This is a genomic window from Pseudomonas sp. TMB3-21 (assembly GCF_054898145.1).
This window is the reverse complement of the sequence record NZ_CM142718.1, coordinates 3,194,305-3,216,547: the sequence shown is the minus strand read 5'-3', so window position 1 is coordinate 3,216,547 and position 22,243 is coordinate 3,194,305. Positions and strand designations below refer to the sequence as shown.

General features: G+C 59.3%; 20 protein-coding genes, 4 tRNA genes and 1 pseudogene. 6 read left to right on the top strand and 19 right to left on the bottom strand.

The genetic code is table 11. The features are described from left to right. From ACYZTS_RS14885 to ACYZTS_RS14845, 9 genes are all read right to left on the bottom strand, one after another. A complete protein-coding gene (locus tag ACYZTS_RS14885) occupies positions 1–405 on the bottom strand; it encodes a sel1 repeat family protein (RefSeq protein WP_461990108.1) in 405 nt (134 codons plus the stop codon). Beyond that, positions 406–777 carry a hypothetical protein gene (locus ACYZTS_RS14880; RefSeq protein ID WP_003223109.1) on the bottom strand — a complete coding sequence of 124 codons (372 nt, stop codon included), beginning with the start codon at positions 775–777 and terminating at the stop codon, positions 406–408. Further along, the gene (locus tag ACYZTS_RS14875) at positions 774–1,115 is read right to left on the bottom strand and encodes a helix-turn-helix domain-containing protein (protein ID WP_028620661.1); all 342 of its coding nucleotides are present in this window, start codon (positions 1,113–1,115) and stop codon (positions 774–776) included. The genes ACYZTS_RS14880 and ACYZTS_RS14875 overlap by 4 nt, the downstream gene beginning before the upstream one ends. A gap of 114 nt (positions 1,116–1,229) precedes the next feature. Next, positions 1,230–1,685 (bottom strand): YkvA family protein, encoded by a 456-nt coding sequence (locus tag ACYZTS_RS14870; protein WP_028620660.1) that lies wholly within the window; start codon positions 1,683–1,685, stop codon positions 1,230–1,232. Between the two features lie 293 nt (positions 1,686–1,978). Next, the gene (locus tag ACYZTS_RS14865; protein WP_028620659.1) at positions 1,979–2,695 is read right to left on the bottom strand and encodes an FKBP-type peptidyl-prolyl cis-trans isomerase; all 717 of its coding nucleotides are present in this window, start codon (positions 2,693–2,695) and stop codon (positions 1,979–1,981) included. A gap of 297 nt (positions 2,696–2,992) precedes the next feature. Then, a tRNA-Asp gene (locus ACYZTS_RS14860) sits at positions 2,993–3,069 on the bottom strand. Positions 3,070–3,087: 18 nt separating this feature from the next. Further along, positions 3,088–3,163, bottom strand: a tRNA-Val gene (locus ACYZTS_RS14855). Between the two features lie 188 nt (positions 3,164–3,351). Continuing rightward, positions 3,352–3,428: transfer RNA gene (locus tag ACYZTS_RS14850), tRNA-Asp, on the bottom strand. A gap of 19 nt (positions 3,429–3,447) precedes the next feature. Next, positions 3,448–3,523: transfer RNA gene (locus tag ACYZTS_RS14845), tRNA-Val, on the bottom strand. A gap of 159 nt (positions 3,524–3,682) precedes the next feature. Between ACYZTS_RS14845 and rdgC the strand changes: the two genes are divergently transcribed. The 3 genes from rdgC (at position 3,683) to sugE (ending at position 6,083) form a co-directional block, all read left to right on the top strand. Beyond that, positions 3,683–4,603 carry a recombination-associated protein RdgC gene (gene rdgC / locus ACYZTS_RS14840; protein WP_028620658.1) on the top strand — a complete coding sequence of 307 codons (921 nt, stop codon included), beginning with the start codon at positions 3,683–3,685 and terminating at the stop codon, positions 4,601–4,603. Between the two features lie 81 nt (positions 4,604–4,684). Next, positions 4,685–5,650, top strand: coding sequence for a bile acid:sodium symporter family protein (locus ACYZTS_RS14835; RefSeq protein ID WP_461990106.1), 966 nt, complete (start codon positions 4,685–4,687; stop codon positions 5,648–5,650). 118 nt (positions 5,651–5,768) lie between these two features. Further along, positions 5,769–6,083, top strand: a complete 315-nt coding sequence (gene sugE / locus ACYZTS_RS14830) for a quaternary ammonium compound efflux SMR transporter SugE (RefSeq protein WP_028620656.1) — start codon at positions 5,769–5,771, stop codon at positions 6,081–6,083. Between the two features lie 76 nt (positions 6,084–6,159). On the opposite strand, the gene ACYZTS_RS14825 is transcribed toward sugE, so the two are convergent. The 7 genes from ACYZTS_RS14825 to ACYZTS_RS14795 form a co-directional block, all read right to left on the bottom strand. After that, positions 6,160–6,921: a TenA family transcriptional regulator gene (locus ACYZTS_RS14825; RefSeq protein ID WP_442961278.1), complete on the bottom strand. Its 762-nt coding sequence runs from the start codon at positions 6,919–6,921 to the stop codon at positions 6,160–6,162. A gap of 78 nt (positions 6,922–6,999) precedes the next feature. Next, entirely contained in the window at positions 7,000–9,459 is a 2,460-nt protein-coding gene (locus tag ACYZTS_RS14820; protein ID WP_461990104.1) for an EAL domain-containing protein, read from the bottom strand. A gap of 192 nt (positions 9,460–9,651) precedes the next feature. Next, a complete protein-coding gene (locus ACYZTS_RS14815; RefSeq protein WP_461996449.1) occupies positions 9,652–11,457 on the bottom strand; it encodes an ABC transporter ATP-binding protein in 1,806 nt (601 codons plus the stop codon). A 4-nt stretch (positions 11,458–11,461) separates the two neighbouring features. Beyond that, positions 11,462–12,100 carry a DsbA family protein gene (locus ACYZTS_RS14810; protein WP_461990103.1) on the bottom strand — a complete coding sequence of 213 codons (639 nt, stop codon included), beginning with the start codon at positions 12,098–12,100 and terminating at the stop codon, positions 11,462–11,464. Between the two features lie 3 nt (positions 12,101–12,103). Beyond that, entirely contained in the window at positions 12,104–13,045 is a 942-nt protein-coding gene (gene trhO / locus ACYZTS_RS14805; RefSeq protein WP_461990101.1) for an oxygen-dependent tRNA uridine(34) hydroxylase TrhO, read from the bottom strand. 165 nt (positions 13,046–13,210) lie between these two features. Then, positions 13,211–13,522, bottom strand: a complete 312-nt coding sequence (locus ACYZTS_RS14800; RefSeq protein WP_461990099.1) for a BolA family protein — start codon at positions 13,520–13,522, stop codon at positions 13,211–13,213. Between the two features lie 12 nt (positions 13,523–13,534). Next, positions 13,535–14,056, bottom strand: a complete 522-nt coding sequence (locus tag ACYZTS_RS14795; RefSeq protein ID WP_028620649.1) for a DUF2059 domain-containing protein — start codon at positions 14,054–14,056, stop codon at positions 13,535–13,537. Between the two features lie 192 nt (positions 14,057–14,248). On the opposite strand from ACYZTS_RS14795, the gene ACYZTS_RS14790 reads away from it, so the two are divergent. Beyond that, positions 14,249–15,643, top strand: coding sequence for a class II fumarate hydratase (locus ACYZTS_RS14790; RefSeq protein ID WP_461990097.1), 1,395 nt, complete (start codon positions 14,249–14,251; stop codon positions 15,641–15,643). A 111-nt stretch (positions 15,644–15,754) separates the two neighbouring features. On the opposite strand, the gene ACYZTS_RS14785 is transcribed toward ACYZTS_RS14790, so the two are convergent. Further along, positions 15,755–16,714 (bottom strand): DMT family transporter, encoded by a 960-nt coding sequence (locus ACYZTS_RS14785; protein ID WP_028620647.1) that lies wholly within the window; start codon positions 16,712–16,714, stop codon positions 15,755–15,757. 208 nt (positions 16,715–16,922) lie between these two features. Between ACYZTS_RS14785 and ACYZTS_RS14780 the strand changes: the two are divergent. Beyond that, positions 16,923–17,108: pseudogene (locus tag ACYZTS_RS14780) on the top strand (DUF6316 family protein); the annotation flags it as partial. A gap of 88 nt (positions 17,109–17,196) precedes the next feature. On the opposite strand, the gene ACYZTS_RS14775 reads toward ACYZTS_RS14780, so the two are convergent. Both ACYZTS_RS14775 and pap read right to left on the bottom strand, forming a co-directional pair. Continuing rightward, entirely contained in the window at positions 17,197–18,381 is a 1,185-nt protein-coding gene (locus ACYZTS_RS14775) for a thiolase family protein (protein ID WP_461990095.1), read from the bottom strand. Between the two features lie 101 nt (positions 18,382–18,482). Continuing rightward, entirely contained in the window at positions 18,483–19,997 is a 1,515-nt protein-coding gene (pap, locus tag ACYZTS_RS14770) for a polyphosphate:AMP phosphotransferase (protein WP_028620645.1), read from the bottom strand. Positions 19,998–20,256: 259 nt separating this feature from the next. Here pap and mnmC point away from each other — a divergent pair, with 259 nt between their 5' ends. Next, positions 20,257–22,239: a bifunctional tRNA (5-methylaminomethyl-2-thiouridine)(34)-methyltransferase MnmC2/FAD-dependent 5-carboxymethylaminomethyl-2-thiouridine(34) oxidoreductase MnmC1 gene (gene mnmC / locus ACYZTS_RS14765; RefSeq protein WP_461990092.1), complete on the top strand. Its 1,983-nt coding sequence runs from the start codon at positions 20,257–20,259 to the stop codon at positions 22,237–22,239. The last annotated feature ends 4 nt before the right edge of the window (positions 22,240–22,243 follow it).

Here is a 22,243-nt window from a genome sequence, read left to right as displayed (position 1 = left end):
TCACTCCGGGCCGCGACTCTCCAGCGCGTTGAGTTTGACCTCCGCCAACGGATGCCCGGCCGCGACAGCCATCTGCCAAAATCGCGCGGCCTCAGCCGGATCCGGCGCTTTGCTCGCGGTTCCCGCCAAGCTGATTACACCCACCTGATACGCCGCTTTCGCATCCCCTGCCAATGCCGCCAGGCGCAGCAATCGGACGCCTTCCTCACGCGCCCCAAGGCCGACGCCGCGAAAAGTCAGGATGTGCCCGTAGAAACTTTGCGCGCCGACATCACCCAGGTTTGCCATGCGGGCGAATCGCCCTTCGAGCCAGCTCCAGCCGCGAGGCTGACGCACGAACCACGACCAATGGAACAACCGGCGGGCAAGCCAGTATCCAGCACGCGCCTTGAGCCGCAAAAGCATTCAGGCTTCTGCCGATTCGGGGTATTCGTATTCAAACACTCGCACCACTTCCGAGGCATGCCAGGAGGCGGCGGCGACGCCGTCGGACGGTCCGGAGAAACGCCCGAGGCGTTCGACGCATTCAAAGAAACCGGTACGCGGCAGACGGCTGGCACCCTGACTGATCACAAGCGAGCTGCGCAGTGGCTGCTCGGCTTTGGCATCCAGCGCCGCCAGATGTTCCAGCGCCGCCGTCAGCGTCTGCATCGCCGGCGTCGGCAACTGCAGTCGCTCCAACAAGGCGCGGTAGGTCAACAGATGTCGCTGACGGCGCGCCTGATCCAGTTCACCGAGCAAACCGTCCCAATGTTGACGACTGATGCGTACGCTCACGATTCATCCCTCCACCCCGGCACCGTCAATTCCCAGGCCAGGCTGCGGCGAATCGCAGCGTCAGGTTGACGCTCGCCACTTTCGATCAAGGCCAGATAAGACGGGCTGATGCCTACCGTGCGGGCGAGCGCCTCGATGGCGATGCCCTTCCCTTCGCGCAAAGTGCGTAGTTGATCCAGACCCGGCAGTATCTGGTCTGGCGCAGCCGCACGGCGTACTGGTGCATCGTGCGGCGGTTGTTCTGTGATTCCTGCAGCTTTCAGCAGAGCCTGATACTGAGCCCATGGCACAACTGCATATTCGGGCTCGCCTTCGCGTGTGATTATCTGAATATCCATGACATCCCCGTAGGACAACGACACTTAGCGAGTCGGCACTTTTCCCTCGAAGTGTAATCCTAACAGCGGCCAAGGTCGCGGGGCGCATCAATAATGCATCGATCCACTAGCGGCTCACTTTTTTCCAGGGCGTTGTAATTGCAGTTGTTCTGGCGTATCGGGCAAGCGCTCGACCACCGCCAGTTTTTCCGGCAACTGGCGCTTACGCCAGGCGCGAAACGCATTGAGCTCATCGTCGAGCACCTTCATCAACCAGGCGAGCACTGCGACGTCATCAAACATGCCGAAAACCGGAATGAAGTCCGGAATGGCGTCCACCGGGCTGAGGAAATACATCAGCCCGGCCACCACCGAGATCATGGTCTTGGGACTGATCGTGCGGTACTCCCCGCGCCAATAGGCCAGGCAGAGAGCTTGCAGCAGGCGCAAGTCGTCCTTGATCTTGCCCAGGCGATTGCCTTGGCTGGCTCCTTTGCTGGCCACGGCAAACAGCAGGGTCGGCAATCGTCCACGGGCTAGCAAACGTCCGGCCAGGGGCAGGAAACGAGCAAAATTCCAGGGCGCTTTCATGATTTCTCCCGCTTGAATGTTATCCACACAAATTGTGGATAACCTTGTGAACAGAGCTACATTTGACGGCTGAAAGCCCCGATTTATAAGGGCTTCGCTCAGATCGGGCGTTTTTTACTCACATAAAAAAACCCAATATTTCATTGACTTGGCGTGCAGGCGCGGCTAGCGCGGGCACCTTCAATGGCTATGACTCCAATGTATGACTTCTGTTCGCTTTGTTTATTTCTGTCAATCACCAGATGCAACAACGCCCCGCATAAGCGAGGCGTTGTTAGCGGAGCGGACGCCGATTACTTGGCAGCGTCGTCCTGTTTTGCCGGATCCTTGATCGCCAGCAGTTCCAGGTCGAATACCAGCACCGAATTGGCCGGGATTGCCGGGCTTGGGCTTTGCGCGCCGTAAGCCAGTTCGCTCGGAATGTACAGCTTGTACTTCTCGCCGACGTGCATCAATTGCAGGCCTTCGACCCAGCCCGGAATCACGCCGCTGACCGGCAGATCGATCGGGCTGCCGCGCTCGACAGAGCTGTCGAAAACGGTGCCGTTGGTCAGAGTGCCGGTGTAGTGGACAGTCACGACGTCAGTAGGCTTTGGCTGGGCGCCATCGGCCTTCTTGACCACTTCATACTGCAAGCCGGAAGCTGTGGTGGTCACACCGGTTTTCTTGGCATTGTCTTCGAGGAATTTCTTGCCGGCGGATGCCGACTCTTCGCTCATCTTGGTCATGCGCTCTTCGGCACGTTTTTGCAGTGCAGCGAAGGCTTCGACCAATTCTTCATCTTTCAGCTTCTGTTCTTTCTTGCCAACGGCATCTTCGATGCCCTGGGCAACGGCTTTGGAGTCCAGGTCATCCATGCCTTCCTGAGCCAGGCTTTTGCCCATGTTCAGGCCAATCCCGTAGGAAGCTTTTTGCGCCGGGGTTTTCAGCTCTACGCTGGTCTGCGAATCACAACCCGCAAGTACCAGGCTAACCAGGGCCACCGCCGCCGCCAACCGATGCTGTTTCATGCTATTTCCTTGTTCATGCGCCAAAAGGGCAATCGAGTAAAGCCGCGAGCTTATCAGGCGGCCACGACCAATGGCTACCGGCATGAGAGCAGGAAATTTCTGATTAGTTCAGGTGTTCAGGTTCATTGGCGGATTGAGACGATGAAGCTTCTGTCATCTTCTTCCGATATGGATCGCCCGCAGACTTCAGGATGGGTTCAAACACCGGAAAAAGCCAAATCGCAGACGGCAAAAAGCCCGCATAAAGCGGGCTTTCTGTGTGGTGACCTGGCGTTCAGCGTTCCAGGTTACCGAATATGGCGCAGCGGACGGGACTCGAACCCGCGACCCCCGGCGTGACAGGCCGGTATTCTAACCGACTGAACTACCGCTGCGCGTAGCGTTGAAAGTAGTGGTGGGTGATGACGGGATCGAACCGCCGACATTCTGCTTGTAAGGCAGACGCTCTCCCAGCTGAGCTAATCACCCTTTACCTTCGTTGCGGGGCGCATTGTGCCACAGATTTTCATAACATGTTGATTTAATTGAAAAATAATTCAAAAAATCTGAAAACTGATAACACGACACATCCTGCAGGAACTTCAGACAGAAAAAAACCCGCAGTGAGCGGGCTTTTCCTTGACGACCCGGCGTTCAGCGTGCCAGATCATCGAATATGGCGCAGCGGACGGGACTCGAACCCGCGACCCCCGGCGTGACAGGCCGGTATTCTAACCGACTGAACTACCGCTGCGCGTAACACTGGAAGCGAATGGTGGGTGATGACGGGATCGAACCGCCGACATTCTGCTTGTAAGGCAGACGCTCTCCCAGCTGAGCTAATCACCCTTCACTTTCGGTGTGGCGCGCATTCTACGGAGCGACCTCTGCTCTGGCAAGCACTTTCTAAAATAATTTTCTCAGGCCTTCCAAAGGCTTAGAGAAGGGTTGGCCTATGGCGCCACGAAGAGAATAATGCCCCCCTTTGTTAAAGGAGAGACCCGCCCCATGTGGTTCAAAAACCTGCTTATCTATCGCCTGACCCAAGATCTGCCTTTTGATGCCGAGGCGTTGGAAACTGCACTGGCGACCAAAGTTGCGCGTCCTTGTGCAAGCCAGGAGTTGACCACTTACGGTTTCGTCGCGCCGTTCGGCAAGGGCGAAGATGCCCCGCTCGTTCACGTCAGTGGTGACTTCCTGCTGATTTCCGCACGCAAGGAAGAACGCATCCTGCCTGGCAGCGTCGTGCGTGACGCGGTGAAGGAAAAGATCGACGAGATCGAAGCCGAGCAAATGCGCAAGGTCTATAAAAAGGAACGCGATCAGATCAAGGATGAAATCATCCAGGCCTTCCTGCCCCGCGCGTTCATCCGTCGCTCGTCGACTTTCGCCGCGATTGCACCGAAACAGGGTCTGATCCTGGTCAACTCGGCCAGCCCGAAACGTGCCGAAGACCTGCTGTCGACCCTGCGTGAAGTGATCGGCACGCTGCCGGTGCGTCCGCTGACTGTAAAAATGTCGCCTACCGCAACCATGACCGAGTGGGTCACCACGCAGAAAGCGGCGGACGATTTCTTTGTGCTGGATGAATGCGAGCTGCGCGACACTCACGAAGATGGCGGTATTGTGCGCTGCAAGCGTCAGGACCTGACCAGCGAAGAAATCCAGCTGCACCTGAGCACCGGCAAAGTAGTGACCCAGTTGTCACTGGCCTGGCAGGACAAGTTGTCGTTCGTACTCGATGACAAGATGGTGGTCAAACGCCTGAAGTTCGAAGATCTGCTGCAGGATCAGGCGGAACAGGACGGTGGCGAAGAAGCCTTGGGCCAGCTCGATGCAAGCTTCACCCTGATGATGCTGACTTTCGGCGATTTCCTGCCGGCACTGGTCGAGGCGCTGGGTGGGGAAGAAATGCCGCAAGGGATTTAAAACCTTGTAATTCTAATGTGGGAGGGAGCTTGTTCCCTCCCACATTTGTTTGTGCTGCTACTCAATAATAAGGATCAGACCATGCGCGCACTGGCTGCACTGAGTCGCTTTGTCGGCAACACTTTCGCTTACTGGGTGCTGCTCTTCGCCGTGCTGGCGTTTCTGCAACCCGAGTGGTTCGTCGGCCTCAAAGTGGCCATCGTGCCGCTATTGGGCCTGGTGATGTTCGGCATGGGCCTGACCCTCAAACTCGAAGATTTCGCGGAAGTCGCACGCCACCCGTGGCGCGTGGCCCTCGGGGTCATCGCTCAATTCGTGATCATGCCGGGCATGGCATGGTTGCTGTGCCAGGTGTTCAAGCTGCCACCGGAGATTGCCGTCGGGGTCATTCTGGTCGGCTGCTGCCCGAGCGGCACCTCCTCCAACGTGATGACCTGGCTGGCCCGAGGCGACCTCGCACTGGCCGTGGCGATCTCCGCCATCACTACGCTGCTGGCGCCTCTGTTGACCCCGGCGCTGATCTGGCTGCTGGCGTCGGCCTGGTTGCCGGTCTCGTTCCTCGACTTGTTCTGGTCGATTCTGCAGATCGTTCTGCTGCCGATCGTGCTGGGCCTGATCACTCAACGCGTGCTGGGCGCGCACGCACGCTATGCGGTGGAAGTGCTGCCCCTGGTGTCGGTGGTGAGCATCGTGATCATCGTCGCCGCCGTCGTGGCGGCCAGTCAGGCGAAAATTGCCGAATCCGGCCTGCTGATCATGGCGGTGGTGATGCTGCATAACAGCTTCGGTTACCTGCTGGGTTACCTCACCGGCCACCTGTTCAAATTGCCACTGGCGCAGCGCAAGACCCTCGCGCTGGAAGTCGGCATGCAGAACTCCGGCCTCGGTGCCGCACTGGCCAGTGCGCATTTCTCGCCGCTGGCGGCCGTGCCCAGCGCATTGTTCAGTGTCTGGCACAACATCTCCGGCGCCCTGCTCTCAACCTGGTTCCGGCGGATGAGTGAAAAGCAAGACCGCGATTTACTCGCTCGGCAAACGGCAGACTGAATCGGGAGCTTGATCCCCGGGCTAATGATGGGCACTATATTGCGCAACGCGAGGACGACCTCGCGACTCGATCGAGTCATTATCCGGGGACGACCCCGTCAATCGATGGAGGTCTTCCATGTCCTGGATCATTCTGTTTTTTGCCGGCCTGTTCGAAGTGGGCTGGGCTGTCGGACTGAAATATACCGACGGTTTCAGCCGCCCTCTCCCCACTGCATTGACCGTTGGCGCCATGGTGATCAGCCTTGGTTTGCTCGGTCTTGCCATGAAGGAATTACCGCTCGGCACTGCTTACGCCATCTGGACTGGCGTCGGCGCAATCGGTACGGTGATTGCCGGGATCATTCTGTTCGGTGAATCCATGGCGTTTTTCAGACTGGCCAGTGTTGCCTTGATCCTGTGTGGCCTGATCGGCCTGAAGATCAGCACGTGATCAGCATTGGGTAACAAAAAAGCCCGCCGTTCTGTCAGCGCAGAGCGGCGGGCTTTTTTTCCGAGCGTTACACGGGTCAGCTTTCGGCCAGCTCCACGCGTTCGCGTGTGGCTGGCGCTTTCTCCGCCTGTTCAAGTTGCATGCAACGCTCCAGGAACAGGAACATGTAGTCGTAGCTCTTGCACACGGCCTGACGCAGCTCAACCTGCAACGCCTTGGTCGGGTTCATCCCTGCCAGCGTACAGATGATTTCCAGTGCTTCCCACGGATGGGCATCGTCGTACTGGGCATGCATCTTCAACCACTTCATCGCCCGCTTGCGATCTTCCTCGGGAAAGGCCGCCGCATAGACGCCACTTGAGCAGACTACCGCCGACCACTCGCCCGTCGCCCCCTCAATCGCGTAGTTGGTCGCGGCAATCGCGACAATCAGCGAGTCTGAAGAACTGGTGTGCCAACACCAATGACTCAGTGCGTGCAGTTCCGGGGCAACATCCTGCGCTTGCAGATCCTCCAGGCTCACACCATGAGCACGGCTCCAGTGCACCCAGTAATCAGCGTGGTTGAGTTCCACACGGATATTTCGCATCAACCAGCGACGCGCCATGTCCTCGCCGGGATGGCGGGCAAAACGGGTCTTGGTCAGATTTTGTGCCATATATAACGCGAACTGTTCGACCACTGGCCAACCACCAATAAGGTAGTGGCGCATGGTCTTGGCGCTGAGCTTGTTATCGCGCATGCGCTTGTACAATTCATGTTCGACAACCCGGCGCTTACTCTCGCTGCAATCCTGGATGAGCTGTTGAGCCCAGGCGGGATAACTTGCAGCTTCCATGAGTGGTCCGGTTCGGTTGAATGTGTCGATCACTGTCGGGTTCCTTTTGATTGTGATTGTAAGGATCAGCAAGAGATTTCAACGGAACGTACCAGGTGCCTTGAACAACAAAGGCTGCGGCCTGGCGGGACGACTTTGCAAACTGTCGCAGGTAAACAGATGCGGACGTTCGATCACATATCCTTGAGCATAATCCACCCCGATCTCCAGCAGCGCCTGCTCAATCTGGGGTGTCTCGACAAACTCCGCAATCGTACGCTTACCCATGACATGACCGATGTGATTGATCACCTCGACCATGGCACGGTTAATAGGGTCGTCCAACATATCCTTAACGAAACTCCCGTCAATCTTCAAGAAGTCTACAGGCAAATGTTTCAAGTAGGCGAATGAGGACATCCCGGCACAAAAGTCATCCAGTGAAAAATGACACCCTAAACCTTTGAGCTCATTGATAAATTTAATTGCACTGCCAAGATTTGAAATCGCACTGGTTTCCGTGATTTCAAAACAAATCATTTCAGGCGGTATCGAGTGAGCTACAAATTGTTCACGCAAGAAGTCGAGAAATGCCTCGTCTCCAATAGTGGTGCCTGACAGATTGATCGCACACATTGCCAGTGGACCCTGGTGTTTTTCGGCAATGCATTGGGCGATGATCTTGAACACGTTCTGCACGACCCATCGATCCAGCGAGGTCATCAAACCATAACGTTCTGCCGCTGGGATGAAGCTGTCGGGCAGGATCATACGCCCGGATTCGTCGTGCAAACGCAGGAGAATTTCGATGTGCCCCGAGCCCTGTTCGACATTCCCGAGTGGCGCGATTTCCTGCGCATACAGGCAGAATCGATCTTCTTCCAGCGCCATGTGCAATCGCTGCACCCAGGCCATCTCGCCAAAGCGCAAAGACAACTCCGAGTCGTCTGCGTGGTAGACCTGCACCCGGTTGCGGCCTTTCTCCTTGGCCATGTAGCACGCCATGTCGGCCGCCCGCAACGAAGTTTCGAGGGTGGTTGGCTGCTGATTGACGTGCACCAGCCCGACGCTGACGGTGGTGACGAAAGGTCGGCCTTTCCAGACAAAATGCAGGTTTTGCACGGTCTGGCGCAGACTCTCGGCGATTTTCTCGGCCGCTTCCGGTGCACAGTTTTCCAGGAGGATGCCGAACTCGTCGCCACCCAAACGGGCCAGGGTATCGCCCTCGCGCAGGCCCGACTGCAGCAACGCGCAAATATGGCGCAGCAATTCATCGCCCGCCGCATGACCACAGGTGTCATTGACCAGTTTAAATTGATCAAGGTCGAGGAACATCAGCGCATGGCGCCCGCCCTGTCGTGACAGATTGTGCAGCGCCTGTTCGAGGCGATATTCGAATTCGCGACGGTTGGCCAAACCGGTCAACGCGTCATGCGTTGCCTGCCAGGAAAGGTTGGCAATGTACTGTCGCTCCTGGGTCATGTCGTGCAACACCAGTACGGTACCGCTGACCTTGCCCGCGTTGCGGATCGGCGCACCCACCAGCGTGACCGACACCGTGCTGCCGTCCAGCCGTTGAATCAATTTGGAATGTTCACTGGCGCCGCTCAATTGCCCACTCAAAATGTGTTCGATCAGGGTGAAGCCTTCAGCCTGCGCATTTTCGTCCAGCAGATTGAACAACGACGCCAAGGGCAATCCTGCGGCCTGTTCGGCCTTCCAGTGGGTGAGCGCCTCGGCCGCCGGGTTCATGTAAGCAATGGCGCCTTCGACATCCGTGGTGATCACCCCATCGCCGATGGATTGCAGAGTGATTTGCGCACGGTCTTTTTCCAGCTGCAACGCCTCCGCGAAGGCATGCCGCTGCCTGAGCAGCTTATGCGTGCGCATCAGGGCCAAAACAATCAGGCCCAGCGCTGTGGCCAGGTTGGTCACCAGCAGCAAGCGCAGGATCATCCGCGAACCTTCGCCCAGCGCATCACTGAAAGCTTTGGCCGCCGGCGTCACGCCATCATTGATGCCAAAAATCTGGTCTTTCCAGCGCTTGATATCGCGATCGGTGGCAGCGCTTGCGGCGATGCTGCGGTGCATTTCTGCGGCCACATCATCCAGCCGAACCAGATAGCTGTCACCCACCGTCCACAGGTCGATGGCTTTTTCGAGGTAACTGAAATGACGGAAGTTGAGGTATAGCCAGATCACGCTGGAAACGTCGTCCGGGTGGTTGCCGCCCTTGAGGACGGCCTGGCGCGCCGCTTCGATGTCTGGCGGCTGCTGGTCCAGTGCAACGCGCAACTCGTGACCACCTTGCGGCACGGCTATCGCATTACGGTATTTGTTGAAGATGCTCTCGTCGCGACTGTCGGCGTAGAGATTCAGGTAATAGATGGCGTCTTTCTGGCCCTTGGACCAAAGACTTTCACCAGCAACGTAACCGCGCACCGCGGAAAGAACGTACAGGCTGACACCACCCAGCAGGGCCTGAAACAGCACTACGGCGATAAATGGCCAGACAATACCGAGCAACCGGGGCGTTCCGAGTGTCCGCGTTTGTTTCATGAGGTCCCTTGTTTTAGCACTGCCAGATCAGCATCCAACGTGATCGCTACAGCTAGACTAGGGGGCGTTCTCGATCCCGGCAAGCGAGAAGCCTCGAGCTGTGAACAAGCGCATGTAAATAACTGTTTTCAGTGAAGTGCTGACCCACGCACTGGCAAACAGTTCCTCCGTTCACTCGCCCTGAAGTGCGGCTCAATGCTGCTGCAGATGCCCATAGAGTTTGGCGTACAAGCCGCCATCGGCAATCAGTTGCTGATGGTCGCCATCCTCGGCGATTTGCCCGCCGTCAAAGACCAGCACGCGGTCGGCCTGCTTCACCGCAGACAAGCGGTGCGCAATGATCAGAGTCGTGCGGTTGCTGAGGAACCGCGCCAAGGCCTGGTGCAGGTTGTATTCGGTGGCGGCATCCAGCGCCGAGGTTGCCTCGTCGAGAATCACCACTTTCGGTCCGGCCAGCACCATGCGCGCGATCGCCAGCCGCTGGCGCTGGCCCCCGGACAAACGCACCCCGGAGCGACCGACGATGCTGTCGAGGCCATTGGGCAGTTCCCGCACCGTGGCGTGCAACTGAGCGATTTCAAGCGCTTGCCAGCAGGCATCGTCGGTCCGCTCGCGGCCCATGGTCAGGTTGGCGCGAATGGTGTCGTTGAACAGTGCCGGATGTTGCAGAACCACGGCGACGTTTTCGCGAACGGTGGGCAAGCCGATCTCCTGCTGGGTTGATCCGCCAAAGCGAATCGTCCCCGCGAGCGGCGTGTACAGGCCCAGCAGCAATTGCACCAGCGTGCTCTTGCCGCCACCGCTGGCACCGACCACGGCGACCTTTTCGCCGGGGGCGATCGACAGGTTCATCTGGTTCAGCACCAACTCCTCGCCATAACCGAAGCTCAAGCCCTGCACTTCAATGCCCACGGTTTCACGGCCCTTGAACGGGTCGACGCCACCGGCGTATTCCGGCTCATCGGCGCGGGCCAGCAGCTCGTTGATCCGCGACAGCGCGCCACCGGCAGCGTAGTAAGCGTATTGCAGGTTCAACAGCTGTTCGACCGGACCGATCATGAACCACAGGTAGCTGAACACCGCGAGCATCTGGCCGATCGACAGGTCGGAAAACAGCACCGTGAGCATGGCGGCAGCACGAAAAATGTCTATACCGAACTGGAACAACAAGCCGCTCGCCCGGTTCGACGCATCGGTTTTCCACTGCGAATTCACCGCGTAATCGCGCACTTCCCGAGCGCGGTGCCCGAGCCGCCCGAGAAAAAACCCCTGGCGATTGCCGGCGCGCACTTCCTGGATCGAGTCGAGGGTTTCGGTCAAGGCCTGCGTGAAGCGCGAGGTGCTGTCGTTCTCGAGTTTTTTCAGGTGTTTGACCCGTTTGCCCAACTGCACCGTGGCGTAAATCACCAGCGGGTTGAACAGCAGAATCAGCAGCGCGAGCTTCCAGTGCATCCACATCAGAATGCCCGAGGTGCCGACCAGGGTCAGCATGGCCACCAGGAAGCGGCTGAGGGTCTCGCCGACGAATTTGTCCAGGGTGTCGAGGTCGGTGACCAGGTGCGTGGTCACCGTGCCGCTGCCCAGGCTTTCGTATTCACCTAGGGAAATACGCTTGAGCCGTTCGATCAGCCGCACACGAATGCGGTAGACGATGTCCTTGGCCAGGGCCGCAAACAACCGCGCCTGCACCACGTTGAAGAGCAACGCGGCACAACGCAGACAGAGCGTCACCAGCAGCATCAGGCCGATGTAGCCGGCTGCTTTCTGCCAGGCGTCCGGCAGTGCATGGTTCATGATTTTCAGGGCGGAATCGCCGTGCCCCAGTAGCACTTCGTCGACCAGCAACGGCAGCAGCAAGGGAATCGGCACGCTGCACAGCGTCGCCAGCACAGCGACGCCGTTGGCGATCCAGAGGGATTTTTTATGCTGCAGGGCCAGACGACGAATTTCGGCCCAGCTCAATCGATCAACACGCTCGGGCGCTGCTGCGTCTGCCAGCGAGTCAGGCACAGGCGGCACGCTCCAGCCAACGGCCGAGCAACGGCGACAACACACTCAGCGGCTGGTAGCCATTGGTCAACAGCGCCAACTGGCCGTCACGCTCGGCGAGCAGGGTTGGAAAACCGGCGATGCCCAGATCCTGCACCCAGGTAAAATCGGCAGCGGTTGCCGCGTGCTGATCTGCACGGTCAAACGCCGCGGCAAATTCGATGCGGGGCAGACCGGCCTGTTCCGCGAGCTCCACCAGCACACTGGCTTGGGTAACATCGCGACCTTCTGCGTAGAACGCATGCTGGATCAACCCGAGCAGTTTCCACGCGCAATCCGGCGCCAGGCTGCGCGCCGTGACCAGCGCACGGCAGGCCGGCTCGGTGTCGTAGACAAAACCCTCGGGCAACGCCCCTTCACGCTTGAACGGCTGACCGGTGGCTTCGTTCACCGCCAGCCAGTGTTCGAGAATGTAGCGCCGAGTGGTCGGCTCCAGCGCCGCGCCATTGCCGGTGCGCAACCCCCCGACCACCAGATGCAATTCCACCCCCGCCGAGTGCGCCTGTTCGACCAGCGCGTTGGCCACCGGCGCAAAGCCCCAGCACCAGGAACACATCGGGTCCATCACATAGAGCAAGCGGCGAGCAGACATGGTTCAAGCCTCGGTAGGAGTTTGCTTGTAGTTGTAGCCGATCGGGTGAGGCAGGTTGCGTGCCTTGGCCAGCTCGATCTGCTTTTGCCGGTCGATGGCACTGCGGCGGGTTTTCTCGCTCAGCGTATCCCAGCAATGCGGGCAACTGATGCCGGCGACGTAATGCTCGGACGTGCGGTCTTCAACGCTCACCGGTGTGCGACAGGCATGACATTGATCGTAGTCGCCTTCGCTGAGGTCGTGGCGCACGGTGACGCGGTTATCGAAGACAAAGCAGTCGCCCTGCCACTTGGTTTCTTCCTGCGGCACCTCTTCGAGGTATTTCAGAATGCCGCCCTTGAGGTGATACACCTCATCGAAACCCTGACTGAGCATATAGCTCGAGGCTTTTTCACAGCGAATGCCACCCGTGCAGAACATCGCGACTTTCTTGTGCACGGCCGGGTCGAAGTTGGCTTTGATGTAATCGGGGAATTCGCGAAAACTGGTCGTCTTCGGATCGACGGCGCCCTCGAAGGTGCCGATCGAAACTTCGTAGTCGTTGCGGGTGTCGATCAGCAGTACTTCAGGATCCCTGATCAGCGCGTTCCAGTTCTGCGGATCGACGTAGGTGCCGACCGTTTTGTTAGGGTCTACGCCTTCGACGCCGAGGGTGACGATTTCTTTTTTCAGTTTGACCTTGGTGCGATAGAACGGCTGGTCGTCGCAGTACGACTCTTTATGGTCGATGTCGTCCATGCGCGGATCGTTCTTGAGCCAGGCCATCAGCCCGTCGATGCCTTCACGGCTACCGGAAACGGTGCCGTTGATGCCTTCTTCGGCAATCAGCAAAGTGCCTTTGATGCCGTTGTCGACCATCGCCTGCAACAGCGGCTCGCGCATTTCGACGTAGTTTTCCAGAGTGACGAACTTATACAGTGCCGCCACGACAATCTGTTGTGTCATGGGTGATTCTCCAGGTGGCTACCCTCGTAAGGGGTGAACCGGATGCGAAAAAAAAACGCGCCGGGTAAGCGGCGCGTTGCGGATTCTAGCAAGAAAAGCAGTTTCAAGCCGCAAGCTTCAAGCGGCAAGTGTGGCGCGCGGCGTCTTAAGCTTGCAGCTTGCAGCTTAAAGCTGTTTCTGCTGCTTCTCCCCTCCCGCACAGGTCGGCGAGGCCGGGGCCGTTTCGATATGTGCCCATTCCTCTGGCGTGTAGGTATGCAACGCCAACGCATGGAACTCGCCCATCAGCTCGCCGAGCGTGCCATATACTTTCTGGTGCCGCTTGACACGATTGAGCCCTTCAAACTGCTGGCTCACCACCACAGCCTTGTAGTGGGTCTGCAACCCACGACTGTGCATGTGGCTTTCATCCAGCACTTGCAGGTGCTCGGGCTGTAACAGGCCCAGCGTAGATTCGATGCGTTGTTGCATGGTCATACCAAACTCCGCTTACGGCTTTTTCTTGGCAGGAGCGGCGCCTTTAGGCTCCAGCTCGGCTGTCATGTCGGCCAGCAGTTTGTTGACCACAGGTACCGCACTTTCCAGTTTGGCCTGGGTCATCTGGGCCGATTGCTGCGTCAGCTGCGGCATTTTTTCCAGGACTTTCTTGCCCAGGGGCGACTGGTAGAACGCAACCAGATCCTTGAGCTCGGATTCGCTGAAGTTGGTGGTGTAGAGCTTGACCATGTCCGGCTTCAGTTTTTTCCAGCCGATGGCCTGGTCCAGAGCGGCGTTAGCCTTGGCCTGGTAGGTTTCCAGCAGAGCCTTTTTCGACTCCGGAGCTTTGGTTTGTTCAAAGCGCTGAGCGAACATTTGCTGCACTTGCATGTACACCGGCGTGCCCAGTTTGTCAGCGTGAGCCAGGGTCAGGAAAGCCTCGGCACTGGCGTTGTGGCTGGCGGTATCGGCAAAAACAGGGCCGCTGGCGCAAACCAGTGCAACCGCGGTACAGATGGCACGAAGACGAGTCATCGAGTTTCCTTTTCTAGCAGGCGAGGTAAGACCCCAAGGGCGCCCATTCTGCGCCTAAAAAAGAGTGTCACTCAACCCCAAGCCTTGTCGCACCTGAATTAGAGGGGTTGAATGGTCAGAATCCAGACCGATGGAACCACGGCCGGTGATCACGGCCTAAACTGCGCAATCAGACCTACAGGAGTGTGCACGATGAGCCGTATTGAAACCGACAGCCTTGGCCAGGTGGAAGTCTCGGATGAAGCCTATTGGGGCGCTCAGACGCAACGCTCGCTGGTCAATTTCGCCATCGGCGAAGAGCGCATGCCGCTGCCGGTGCTGCATGCGCTGGCGCTGATCAAAAAAGCCGCAGCGCGCGTCAACGACCGCAACGGCGACCTCCCCGCCGATATCGCCCGGCTGATCGAACAGGCCGCTGACGAGGTGCTCGCCGGCAGTCACGACGACCAGTTTCCGCTGGTGGTCTGGCAGACCGGCAGCGGCACCCAGAGCAACATGAACGTCAACGAAGTGATCGCCGGCCGCGCCAACGAACTGGCCGGCAGCCCGCGCGGCGGTAAGGTGCCGGTGCATCCCAACGATCACGTCAACCGTTCGCAGAGTTCCAACGACTGCTTCCCTACTGCCATGCACATCGCGACCGCCCAGGCGATTCAGCAGCATCTGCTGCCGGCGATCAACGAATTGTCCGGCGGGCTCGCCGAGCTCTCGGCGCGCCATATGAAGCTGGTCAAGACCGGCCGCACGCACATGATGGACGCGACGCCGATCACCTTCGGCCAGGAGCTCTCGGCTTTTATAGCGCAACTGGATTACGCCGAGCGGGCGATCCGCAGCGCCTTGCCATCGGTCTGCGAACTGGCACAGGGCGGCACCGCTGTCGGCACCGGCCTGAATTCGCCACACGGTTTTGGCGAAGCGATTGCCGCCGAGCTGGCCGCGCTCTCCGGTCTGCCCTTTGTGACTGCACCAAACAAGTTTGCCGCGCTGGCCGGGCACGAGCCGTTGACCACCTTATCCGGCGCGCTGAAAACCCTGGCTGTGACCCTGATGAAAATTGCCAACGACCTGCGTTTGCTCGGCTCCGGGCCTCGCGCAGGTTTCGCCGAGGTGAAACTGCCGGCCAACGAACCGGGCAGTTCGATCATGCCCGGCAAGGTCAATCCGACTCAATGCGAAGCGCTGTCAATGCTCGCTTGCCAGGTATTGGGCAACGACGTGGCAATCGGTTTTGCGGCGAGTCAGGGTCACTTGCAGTTGAACGTGTTCAAACCGGTGATCATCTACAACCTGCTGCAATCGATCCGCCTGCTGGGCGACGGCTGCAGTAACTTCCACCAGCATTGCATCGCCGGCCTGGAGCCGGACGCGCAGAAAATGGCGGAACACCTGGAACGTGGGTTGATGCTGGTGACCGCGCTGAATCCGCACATCGGTTACGACAAGTCGGCGGAGATTGCCAAGAAGGCTTATGCCGAGGGGCTGACATTGCGCGAAGCCGCGTTGCAGCTGGGGTACCTGACCGACGCAGAGTTCGATCAGTGGGTGCGCCCGGAGAACATGATTGAGGCGGGTGCCAAGGGTTAAGGTTTGTAGCGACCAATAGTCAGTCATCGCGAGCAGGCTCACTCCCACAATGAATGGTTCACTCGGATCTAATGTGGGAGTGAACCTGCTCGCGATAAACGACGACGCGGTCTAACCCGCCGCCATCCGCGCCTTCCGAGACCGCAGCCCCGCAATCAGCGACGGCCCCAACGCCACCAGCGCCGACCCCAATACCACCAGCACCGCACCGCCGTAGCCCAGCGCATTGATCGTCTCGGCGTGGACAAACTCGGGCCACAACCAGGCAGCTACGGCCACCGCCGCAAACGTCACCAGCGGCGTAATCGCCAGCGTCGCACTCACTCGCGATGCTTCCCAGTGTGCCAACGCTTCGGCAAAGGCGCCATAAGCGATCAGCGTATTCATGCAGCACGCCAGCAACAGCCAGCCTTGCAACGGGCTCAATTGCAGCGCTTCCAGTGGATGCACCCACGGCGTCAGCAACAAGCCGCAGAACAGGTAGATCACCATCATCACCTGCAGCGAATTCCACACCGTCAGCAACTGCTTCTGGCCCAAGGCGTAGAACGTCCAGACGGTGGACGCCAGCAACACCAGCAGCACGCCGGCGGTGTAATCGGTCAGCGAGGTCAGCAGTTCGGCGAGGCGCTGATTGAAGAACAACCCGAAGCCGATCAGCAACACCAGCAGCCCTACGCCCTGCCCCACGCTGAAGCGTTCCTTGAACACGAACAGACTGGCGATCAGCAACATGATCGGGCCCATCTGCACCACGAGTTGCGCGGTGCCGGGGCTCAGCAGGTTCAAGCCCATCAGGTACAACACGTAGTTGCCAACCAGGCCGAGCACGGCCATCAGCACCAGCCAGCCTCCGCGAGGGCCGAGCACTTTGCGACTGGGCAGGCGCCTGGTTGCCGCCAGATAAACGAAAAGGCACAGGCCGGACACCATTAAACGAAACCATGTCACCGTCACCGGGTCCATCACTTGCAGGACTTGCTTGAGCTTGATCGGCAGGATTCCCCATAGCAATGCGGTCAGCAAGGCCAGGAACAGACCGTAAACCCAGCGACCTGATGAAATGTGCATGCGTACCCCGAACCCGTTGCGAGAGTCGTCATTCTAGGCGCACAGCATCGCGACACACAGGGACAGTTGGCAACCGGGCGCGGATAAAACTGTGCAGGTCGCAAGGGTGAGGTGGCGATGTGCCGTCGATCTGGTACGCGGGCAAGGGAATTCTTTTGTGCATAAGCTCATTTGATCCACCGACAGGAACACCTTCAAGGAGACCGCCATGTATGGCATGCGAGCCCAGGATAATGCCCCCGCCACGTACTTTCGCAGTGAGCGGATGTGTCGTGTGAACGGAGAGTTGTACTTCTGCACACGGGAAAATACGTTGGAGGGGCCATACGCAAACGCCGAGGTGGCGGCGCGGGAGATTCAGGCTTACATCGAGCGCATGCAGAAGTTGAGTGCCGATTCGTCGAACGCGGCGCAGCCTTCGTCGGAAGGCCACCCGCAAAATCCGACGAAGACAGCGATAAAACCTGCAGAAACTGCAGAACCTAGCGCACGGCCTCAAACAACCCGGTAGCGCCCATCCCGCCGCCGACGCACATCGTCACGATGCCGTAACGCAAGTTACGCCGCTGCAGCTCCCGGACGAGATGCCCAACCTGACGCGACCCGGTCATACCGAACGGGTGGCCGATGGAAATCGAGCCGCCGTTGACGTTGTATCTTTCGTTGTCGATCTGCAGCCGGTCACGGCTGTACAGGCACTGCGAAGCAAACGCTTCGTTGAGTTCCCACAGGTCGATGTCGGCAACTTGCAGACCTTTTGCCTTGAGCAGTTTTGGCACCGAGAATACCGGGCCGATGCCCATTTCATCCGGCTCGCAACCGGCCACGGTGAAACCACGGAAAAACGCCTTCGGCTTGAGGCCCAGCTCCAGCGCTTTTTCCAGGCTCATCACCAGGGTCATCGACGCGCCATCGGACAGTTGCGATGAATTGCCTGCGGTTACCGAGCCGTCTTCGGCAAACACCGGTTTCAAACCGGCCAGGCTTTCCAGCGTGGTGTCGGGACGATTGCAGTCGTCACGCTCAACAATGCCATCGAGGATTTGCACCTGGCCGGTGGCCTTGTCCTCCACGCGATACTTCACCGTCATTGGCACGATTTCATCATCGAACAAACCGTCGGCCTGGGCCCGCGCGGTGCGTTGCTGGCTTTGCAGCGCATACGCGTCCTGCTCTTGGCGGCTGACGTTATAGCGGCGCGCGACGATTTCGGCCGTCTGCCCCATCGGAAAGTAGATGCCGGGCACCTGTTCTTTCAGCAAGGGGTTGATCAGGTTGTCAGTATTGACGCTTTTCATGGTCAGGCTGATGGACTCAACGCCGCCGGCGACGATGATGTCGCTGCAGCCCGAAGCAATCTGGTTGGCGGCAATCGCAATCGCCTGCAGGCCCGATGAACAGAAGCGGTTGAGGGTCATGCCGGCGGTGCCGATGCCCAGCTGCGACAGCACCGCGACATTGCGACCGATGTTATAGCCCTGAGCACCTTCGTTGGAACCGGCGCCGACAATGCAGTCCTCGACGCTGGCGGGGTCGATGCCAGTGCGCGCCAGCAAGGCATTGACGCAATGCGCCGCCATGTCGTCCGGACGGGTCATGTTGAATTTGCCGCGAAAGGATTTGGCCAGGCCGGTCCGTACGCTGTCGACGATCACCACTTCACGCATGGCATACCTCAGTGTTGTTATCGGTTGGGGGTGACCGAGCATATGCTCACCCCATTACCGACCGCGACGATCATTCACTTCGCGTATGCGTGACCATCGTTTCACTTCTTGTGCTTCTTCGCCTCTTTGTCGGATTTCTCGAAGGCTTCTTCCAGGGCAAGGTTAATGGTGCGCAACACTTTGACTCGCGCCCAGCGTTTGTCATTGGCTTCCACCAGCGTCCACGGCGAGATTTCGGTGCTGGTGCGATCAACCATGTCGCCGACGGCAGCGCGGTACGCGTCCCATTTTTCGCGGTTGCGCCAGTCGTCTTCAGTGATCTTGAAACGCTTGAAAGGGATCTCTTTGCGCTCCTCGAACCGGTCCAGCTGCGTTTGTTTGTCGATGGACAGCCAGAACTTGACCACGATCACCCCGGCGTCGGTGATCTGCTCTTCGAAGTCGTTGATCTCGCTGTAGGCGCGCAACCAGTCGGCCGGGCTGCAAAAACCTTCGATACGTTCGACCAGTACCCGGCCATACCAGGAGCGGTCGAACACGGTGAATTTCTGCCGCGCCGGCAGGTGTCGCCAGAAGCGCCACATGTACGGATGCGCCCTCTCTTCTTCGGTCGGCGCAGCGATCGGAATGATGCTGTATTGCCGAGGATCGAGCGCTGCAGCAACCCGACGAATTGCCCCGCCCTTGCCCGCCGCATCATTGCCTTCGAACACGGCGATCAAGGCGTGGCGTCGCATGCGTTTGTCGCGCATCAAGCCGGAAAGTCGAGCCTGTTCGGTCACCAGCTGCTCTTCGTAATCGCTCTTGTCCAGACGCAAGTTCAGGTCGAGGCTGTCGAGCAAATTGACCTGGTCCACTGCGATGCCCACGGGCGCCGCGCTGACTTTTTCCGGATGAATTTTCGGCCGTTTCAAAGCGGCTTGCAGGCCATCGAGCAGGATCTTGCCGACCGCGAGGCTGCGATAACGCGGGTCCATCCCGGCGATGACATGCCACGGCGCGTAGTCGCGGCTGGTGCGGCGCAGGATGCGTTCCCCGTATTTCACGAACTTGTCGTAAGTCTGCGACTGCTGCCAGTCCAGCGGGCTGATGCGCCAGCTGTGCAGTGGGTCGTCGGCGAGGGATTTGAGCCGTGCCTTCATCTGCTTCTTCGAGAGATGAAACCAGAACTTGAAGATCAGTGCGCCTTCATCGCAGAGCATCTTTTCCAGACGCTCGGCGCCGTTAATGGCCTGATCCAGCCGCGGGTCCTTGATCTCACCGTGAACCCGCGCCTGCAGCATCTGGCTGTACCAGTTGCCGAAGAACACACCCATGCGGCCCTTGGCCGGGAGCATCCGCCAGTAACGCCAGGCCGGTGGGCGCGCCAGTTCTTCGTCGGTTTGCTGATCGAAGGTGCGTACTTCGATCAGGCGCGGGTCCATCCACTCGTTAAGCAGCTTGACCGTTTCTCCCTTGCCCGCGCCCTCGATGCCGTTGATCAAAATGATCACCGGAAAACGTTTTTGCTGTTGCAGCTCGAACTGCGCATCCAGTAAGGCTTCGCGCAGCGCCGGCACTTCGGCTTCGTAGGTTTCTTTATCGATGACGTGACCGATTTCAGCAGATTCGAACATGGACGGCTCCTTTCCCGGATTCAGCAAGACTAGCGGATCAGACCATGACGCGGGAGAGTAATCCCTTCCACTTCAACACCCACCCCTGTAGCAGCTGCCGAAGGCTGCGTCCGGGTGCGCAGCACCCGCCATATCAGCCTTATCAAAATACGCGAACCGAGAAGAGCGACCGCTGCGCGGTCGGACGCAGCCTTCGGCAGCTGCTACAAGGCCAGGAGCGATCGGCTAGAATAGCCGCCTTGCCGTTGCCGAGCCTGCCATGAAACCTGTATTGCCCCACGCCCAGCTCGACTGGGACGACCAAGGTCTGCCGCGTTCGCGAGTGTTCGACGATGTGTATTTTTCGGACAAGTCGGGCCTTGATGAAACCCGCTACGTGTTCCTGGAACAGAACAATCTGCGTGAACGCTTTGCGGCATTGCCGGAGGGCGGACGGCTGGTGATCGGCGAAACCGGGTTCGGCACCGGATTGAATTTTCTCTGCGCCTGGCAGTTGTTCGAGCAGCACGCGGTGGCGGGTGCGCGGTTGCATTTTGTCAGTGTCGAGAAGTACCCGCTGAGCCTGCCGGACCTGCAACGCGCTTTGGCGCTGTGGCCGGAACTGCAGGCTTTTGCCGATCAATTGCTGGCGGTTTACGTGGCCGTCCATCAAGGCTTCCAGCGGCTGACACTGGCCAACGGTCGAGTCACGCTGACCCTGTTGATCGGCGATGCGCTGGAGCAGTTGCCACAACTCGATGCGCACATTGACGCGTGGTTTCTCGACGGTTTCGCGCCGGCGAAAAACCCCGACATGTGGACTGCCGACTTGTTTGCCGAACTCGCGCGTCTGGCGGCGCCCGGCTCGACCATCAGCACGTTCACCAGCACCGGTTGGGTACGACGCCTGCTGAATGCAGCCGGCTTCAAGATGAAACGCACCCCGGGCATCGGTCACAAGTGGGAAATCCTGCGCGGCACGTTCCTGGGCTGGCCCGAAGACGCTGCGCCAGCGGCGACCGTAAAACCGTGGTTCGCGCGTCCGCCTGCTTTCACCGGCGAACGTCGTGCGCTGGTCATCGGCGCGGGGCTGGCCGGTTGCGCCACGGCCGCGAGCCTGGCTGCGCGCGGTTGGCAGGTCAGCCTGCTGGAGCGGCACACGGCGCTGGCACAAGAAGCGTCGGGCAATCCGCAGGGCGTGTTGTACCTCAAGCTGTCCGCACATGGCACGGCGTTGTCGCAGTTGATCGTCAGCGGCTTTGGTTATACGCGTCGGCTGCTCGAGCAGTTGCACCGAGGGGTCGACTGGGAGGGTTGCGGCGTGCTGCAACTGGCGTTCAATGGCAAGGAAGCCGAGCGGCAGGCGCAACTGGCGGTGGCGTTTCCGGCGGATCTGCTGCACGTCGTCGATCGAGAGCAGGCCGAAACCCATGCCGGTATCGGCCTGGCCTCGGGCGGCCTGTTCTACCCGGAAGGCGGTTGGGTGCACCCGCCCGCGCTCTGCCAGTTGCAGGCCAGCCAGCCAAACATTCGCATTCTGACGCACCACGACGTGCTGCACCTGCAACGCATCGATGGGCAGTGGCAAGCGCTGGCTGGCGACACAGTGTTGGCCGAGGCGCCGGTCGTGGTCCTGGCCGGCGCTGCCGAGATCAAACGCTTCCCTTGCAGCAGCGAGTTGCCGCTCAAGCGCATTCGCGGACAGATCACCCGGTTGCCGCAGACCACTCAAAGCCAGGCGTTGAGCACCGTGGTCTGCGCCGAAGGCTACGTCGCACCGGCGCGCCTGGGCGAACATACCCTCGGCGCCAGTTTTGATTTCAACAACGATGACCTCACCCCCACGGCCGCCGAGCATGCCGGCAACCTGCAGATGCTCGAAGAGATTTCCGCCGACCTGGTAACCCGACTCGGTGCAGACAAGCTGCACGTTGAAACGCTGGAGGGCCGCGCCGCGTTCCGTTGCACCAGCCCGGACTACTTGCCGATTGTCGGCCCACTGGCAGACACCCCGGCCTTTGCCGAGGCCTACAGTGCCCTGAACAAGGATGCCCGACAGATTCCGGACATTCCCTGCCCCTGGCTTGAGGGGATGTACGTCAACAGTGGCCACGGCTCGCGCGGTTTGATCACCGCTCCCTTGTCAGGCGAATTGCTCACCGCCTGGCTGGATGATGAACCCTTGCCATTGCCAAGAGCCGTGGCCGAAGCGTGTCATCCGAACCGCTTTGCCTTGCGCCGCTTGATTCGCGGCAAGGCCTGAAGCC

What these genes read in the sequence shown, in the direction of transcription:
- ACYZTS_RS14885 (WP_461990108.1), bottom strand. Translation starts at nt 405, where the DNA reads ATGCTTTTGCGGCTCAAGGCGCGTGCTGGATACTGGCTTGCCCGCCGG.
- ACYZTS_RS14875 (WP_028620661.1), bottom strand. Translation starts at nt 1,115, where the DNA reads ATGGATATTCAGATAATCACACGCGAAGGCGAGCCCGAATATGCAGTT.
- ACYZTS_RS14870 (WP_028620660.1), bottom strand. Translation starts at nt 1,685, where the DNA reads ATGAAAGCGCCCTGGAATTTTGCTCGTTTCCTGCCCCTGGCCGGACGT.
- ACYZTS_RS14865 (WP_028620659.1), bottom strand. Translation starts at nt 2,695, where the DNA reads ATGAAACAGCATCGGTTGGCGGCGGCGGTGGCCCTGGTTAGCCTGGTA.
- rdgC (WP_028620658.1), top strand. Translation starts at nt 3,683, where the DNA reads ATGTGGTTCAAAAACCTGCTTATCTATCGCCTGACCCAAGATCTGCCT.
- ACYZTS_RS14835 (WP_461990106.1), top strand. Translation starts at nt 4,685, where the DNA reads ATGCGCGCACTGGCTGCACTGAGTCGCTTTGTCGGCAACACTTTCGCT.
- sugE (WP_028620656.1), top strand. Translation starts at nt 5,769, where the DNA reads ATGTCCTGGATCATTCTGTTTTTTGCCGGCCTGTTCGAAGTGGGCTGG.
- ACYZTS_RS14825 (WP_442961278.1), bottom strand. Translation starts at nt 6,921, where the DNA reads ATGGAAGCTGCAAGTTATCCCGCCTGGGCTCAACAGCTCATCCAGGAT.
- ACYZTS_RS14820 (WP_461990104.1), bottom strand. Translation starts at nt 9,459, where the DNA reads ATGAAACAAACGCGGACACTCGGAACGCCCCGGTTGCTCGGTATTGTC.
- ACYZTS_RS14810 (WP_461990103.1), bottom strand. Translation starts at nt 12,100, where the DNA reads ATGTCTGCTCGCCGCTTGCTCTATGTGATGGACCCGATGTGTTCCTGG.
- trhO (WP_461990101.1), bottom strand. Translation starts at nt 13,045, where the DNA reads ATGACACAACAGATTGTCGTGGCGGCACTGTATAAGTTCGTCACTCTG.
- ACYZTS_RS14800 (WP_461990099.1), bottom strand. Translation starts at nt 13,522, where the DNA reads ATGACCATGCAACAACGCATCGAATCTACGCTGGGCCTGTTACAGCCC.
- ACYZTS_RS14795 (WP_028620649.1), bottom strand. Translation starts at nt 14,056, where the DNA reads ATGACTCGTCTTCGTGCCATCTGTACCGCGGTTGCACTGGTTTGCGCC.
- ACYZTS_RS14790 (WP_461990097.1), top strand. Translation starts at nt 14,249, where the DNA reads ATGAGCCGTATTGAAACCGACAGCCTTGGCCAGGTGGAAGTCTCGGAT.
- ACYZTS_RS14785 (WP_028620647.1), bottom strand. Translation starts at nt 16,714, where the DNA reads ATGCACATTTCATCAGGTCGCTGGGTTTACGGTCTGTTCCTGGCCTTG.
- ACYZTS_RS14775 (WP_461990095.1), bottom strand. Translation starts at nt 18,381, where the DNA reads ATGCGTGAAGTGGTGATCGTCGACAGCGTACGGACCGGCCTGGCCAAA.
- pap (WP_028620645.1), bottom strand. Translation starts at nt 19,997, where the DNA reads ATGTTCGAATCTGCTGAAATCGGTCACGTCATCGATAAAGAAACCTAC.
- mnmC (WP_461990092.1), top strand. Translation starts at nt 20,257, where the DNA reads ATGAAACCTGTATTGCCCCACGCCCAGCTCGACTGGGACGACCAAGGT.